The sequence below is a fragment of the Sulfurimonas sp. genome (genome assembly GCF_032250635.1).
Classification (GTDB): Bacteria; Campylobacterota; Campylobacteria; order Campylobacterales; family Sulfurimonadaceae; genus Sulfurimonas.
Genome location: NZ_JAVVFL010000242.1, coordinates 1 through 2,584, shown reverse-complemented (window position 1 = coordinate 2,584; position 2,584 = coordinate 1). Strand labels below are relative to the sequence as shown.

The 2,584-nt window shown below is 37.3% G+C and carries 4 protein-coding genes; all 4 read right to left on the bottom strand.

All coding sequences use genetic code 11. The features are described 5' to 3' along the window. Positions 1-872, bottom strand: an 872-nt coding sequence (locus RQ763_RS11290; RefSeq protein WP_314153078.1) for a nitrous oxide reductase accessory protein NosL, incomplete at its 3' end; no start/stop codon positions are given. A gap of 112 nt (positions 873-984) precedes the next feature. Beyond that, positions 985-1,542 (bottom strand): outer membrane beta-barrel protein, encoded by a 558-nt coding sequence (locus tag RQ763_RS11285; RefSeq protein WP_314153077.1) that lies wholly within the window; start codon positions 1,540-1,542, stop codon positions 985-987. A gap of 141 nt (positions 1,543-1,683) precedes the next feature. Beyond that, on the bottom strand, positions 1,684-2,163 hold the full coding sequence (locus RQ763_RS11280) for a DUF4149 domain-containing protein (RefSeq protein ID WP_314153076.1): 480 nt from the start codon (positions 2,161-2,163) through the stop codon (positions 1,684-1,686). Between the two features lie 3 nt (positions 2,164-2,166). Beyond that, positions 2,167-2,584 (bottom strand): methyltransferase (locus RQ763_RS11275; RefSeq protein WP_314153075.1); only part of this gene is annotated, 418 nt, incomplete at its 5' end.

The window sequence follows — 2,584 nt, the reverse complement described above, 5'->3', positions numbered from 1 at the left end:
ACCTCCTCTTTGTGCATAAAAAAGTACTTCATCATATCTTTTACGCCATCAAATGAGAAGTGTTTATCTCCGTAAAATATCTGCGCCGCCCATTTTGGATATTTGTAGACAAACATACCGCAAATCGGGCACTTTTCATTTTTATCAACACTTATTGTCTCGCCAAGATTTTCAAGGTCGCCAAACCTTTTTACTTCCCAAAGGTAGAGAGAGAGCGGCTGTATCTCACTCTCTTTTAGTTCGCCGCAAACATTTTCATCTTTTATGTGTGCTTTGAGTTCGTTGATCTCAAGATAGCTCTTAAAGTCTATCTCCTTTTCGCATCTCTTCTCAAAGATTTTTTTACCAATAGAGTAGACCTGCTTCTCTTTTTTATTCTCAACCATTGCAATATCTGACTTCAGTGAATCCTGTGCCATCTTGAGCGCTGTTTTAAAATCAACTATCTCCCCACCATTTTCAATACTGAAATCTTCCGCAGCCTCTTTATCTTCAAAAGCAAGCTTACTCACCTTTGCCATAGTGCCTCTGATATCGGAACCGACGACATAGTAGGCATTTTTGGCACCTATTAGCTTTTGGGTTGAAGCATCAACGACCTTTATATCATCAATGTCTATCTCATACTCCTGCATATCTACCGCAAGACATCTCATGGAGCAGTATTGTCTGTTTTTATGATTGTTGATTATTGAAGCGTGTGAAGTTTTATAGTAAGCCTCTATGCTCATGCCGCATATCGGACACCACTCTTTTTGAGAACCTATTTGGACTAACTGGGGTTTTGTTGTTGCTGCTTTTGTAAAACCGTTCGCATCTAAAGCTGCTACTGATAAAATGAAACTAAAAAAGAGGAGTACTTTTATAAACATAGAATTTCCTTGAATAATAATTGTATTATTCTATCCTAAAGTAATAAAAAGTAGTTTAGATGATTCTTTAATATGAAGAGATTACCTAAGTTAAAAACTTAGGTAAAAATATTTAAAATTTGTATTTTAGACCAAAAAGAAGACTCTCGCCTCTAGAACTTGTAACATTTGCACCCTCTACTTCAAACACAAGTTCCATATTCTCAGCCACTCCATACTCAAATCCCAACGCATAAGTAACGCCGTCAAGAGTCTCTTTTATATGAAGTTTGTCCATCTTCTCATACTCCCATGCATAGCCTAGTTTTGCGAGTATTGCAAAATGACCTACAAGAATTCTTGTATATGCAAAGTTAAAACCATATGTCGTATACTCCGCAGTATCTTTAATATGGTCATCTTCTACAACATCAGCTTCCGCATGTGTAGCAGACAACTCCAACGCATAGTTTGGAGTAAAAGAGTAGCCCAGATCTATACCTGCGCCAACTCCGGTCTCGCCGTTAAGTTTATGTCCATGATGCATAATTGTATCTCCCAATACAACTACCGCTTTTGGAACAATATAAAATCCGCTGCCGTCTCCCGAAGAAGAACTTGCAGAAGCAGTCTGAGAAACTGCTAATAATGTCAACCCGCTAACTATAAATTTACTTAATATACCTTTCACAATAGCCTCCCCAAAAAGTAGTATTAGCCAAAATGATATTAAATTTGTCGCTCAATCATCTTGATTGAAATCAAGTATTAAAAGAAAAAGTTATACTATACGGGAGAATAAAAATTGAGCGTAGCTTTTTAAAAAGTGCCCTTATTGGAGCCTAAGAAGCATTAGCCTTCTGATAAAAAGTACAAGCAGGGCCGCAGCTAAGATTTTAAAATCCAGTTCACTAGCCAGGTGGATGTTTCTAAAAGTGTCACTTTGAGTAGCTTCTACTCCGAGAAGCTGCATTGATAGTATCTTTGGAGAGTAGACCGCACTAAACATAAGTGCAGAGAAGACAATGGTAACCGCACTTGTGAATATTATCACATCTCTCTGCCCTCTTTTATACATCGCAAGTTCGTATACAGTAACAAAAAAGGCTAAAAAGTATATCCAGTAGCTAAAACGGCGAAAAATCTCGCCCATAATAATTCCAGCATTGTAGTTGTCAAGCAAAACAGAGTATAAAATCTTATCAGTATGAAAAACTATAGGGGCGACGACAGCACCCAAAACTAAAACAGCTCCAAATGTAGCGCACAAAAGAGTAAAATAGGCAAAATCTATAAAAATGTTTCTTTTCAAATACTATAACCTCAGTGTAAAACCTCTGTCAAAACCGCTATAGTCTTTATAAAACTCTAGTTTTGCAAAGTTTTTGTCTTTTAAATATGCCGATATTTTATCTTTTTGGTCATAACCCATCTCACATGTAAAAAAGTTAATCTTTCTGCTTAAGACTTCATCAAGAAGTTTTTTAATTATCTCATCGCCTATCTCTCCGCCAAAAAGAGCATTCTGTGGCTCATAAGAGAGGTTTGACTCAAGCTCTGCATTCTGAGCAATATAGGGAGGGTTTGAGACCAAATAATCAATCTGCTCATCTACGGGTTCTAGAAGTGAGCCGAGTCTTAGCTCAACTCTATCCTCTACCTCAAACAGCTCTATATTTTTCTTTGCAATACCAAGCGCCGCCTCTGAAATATCTACCGCTATAATCTTTGCA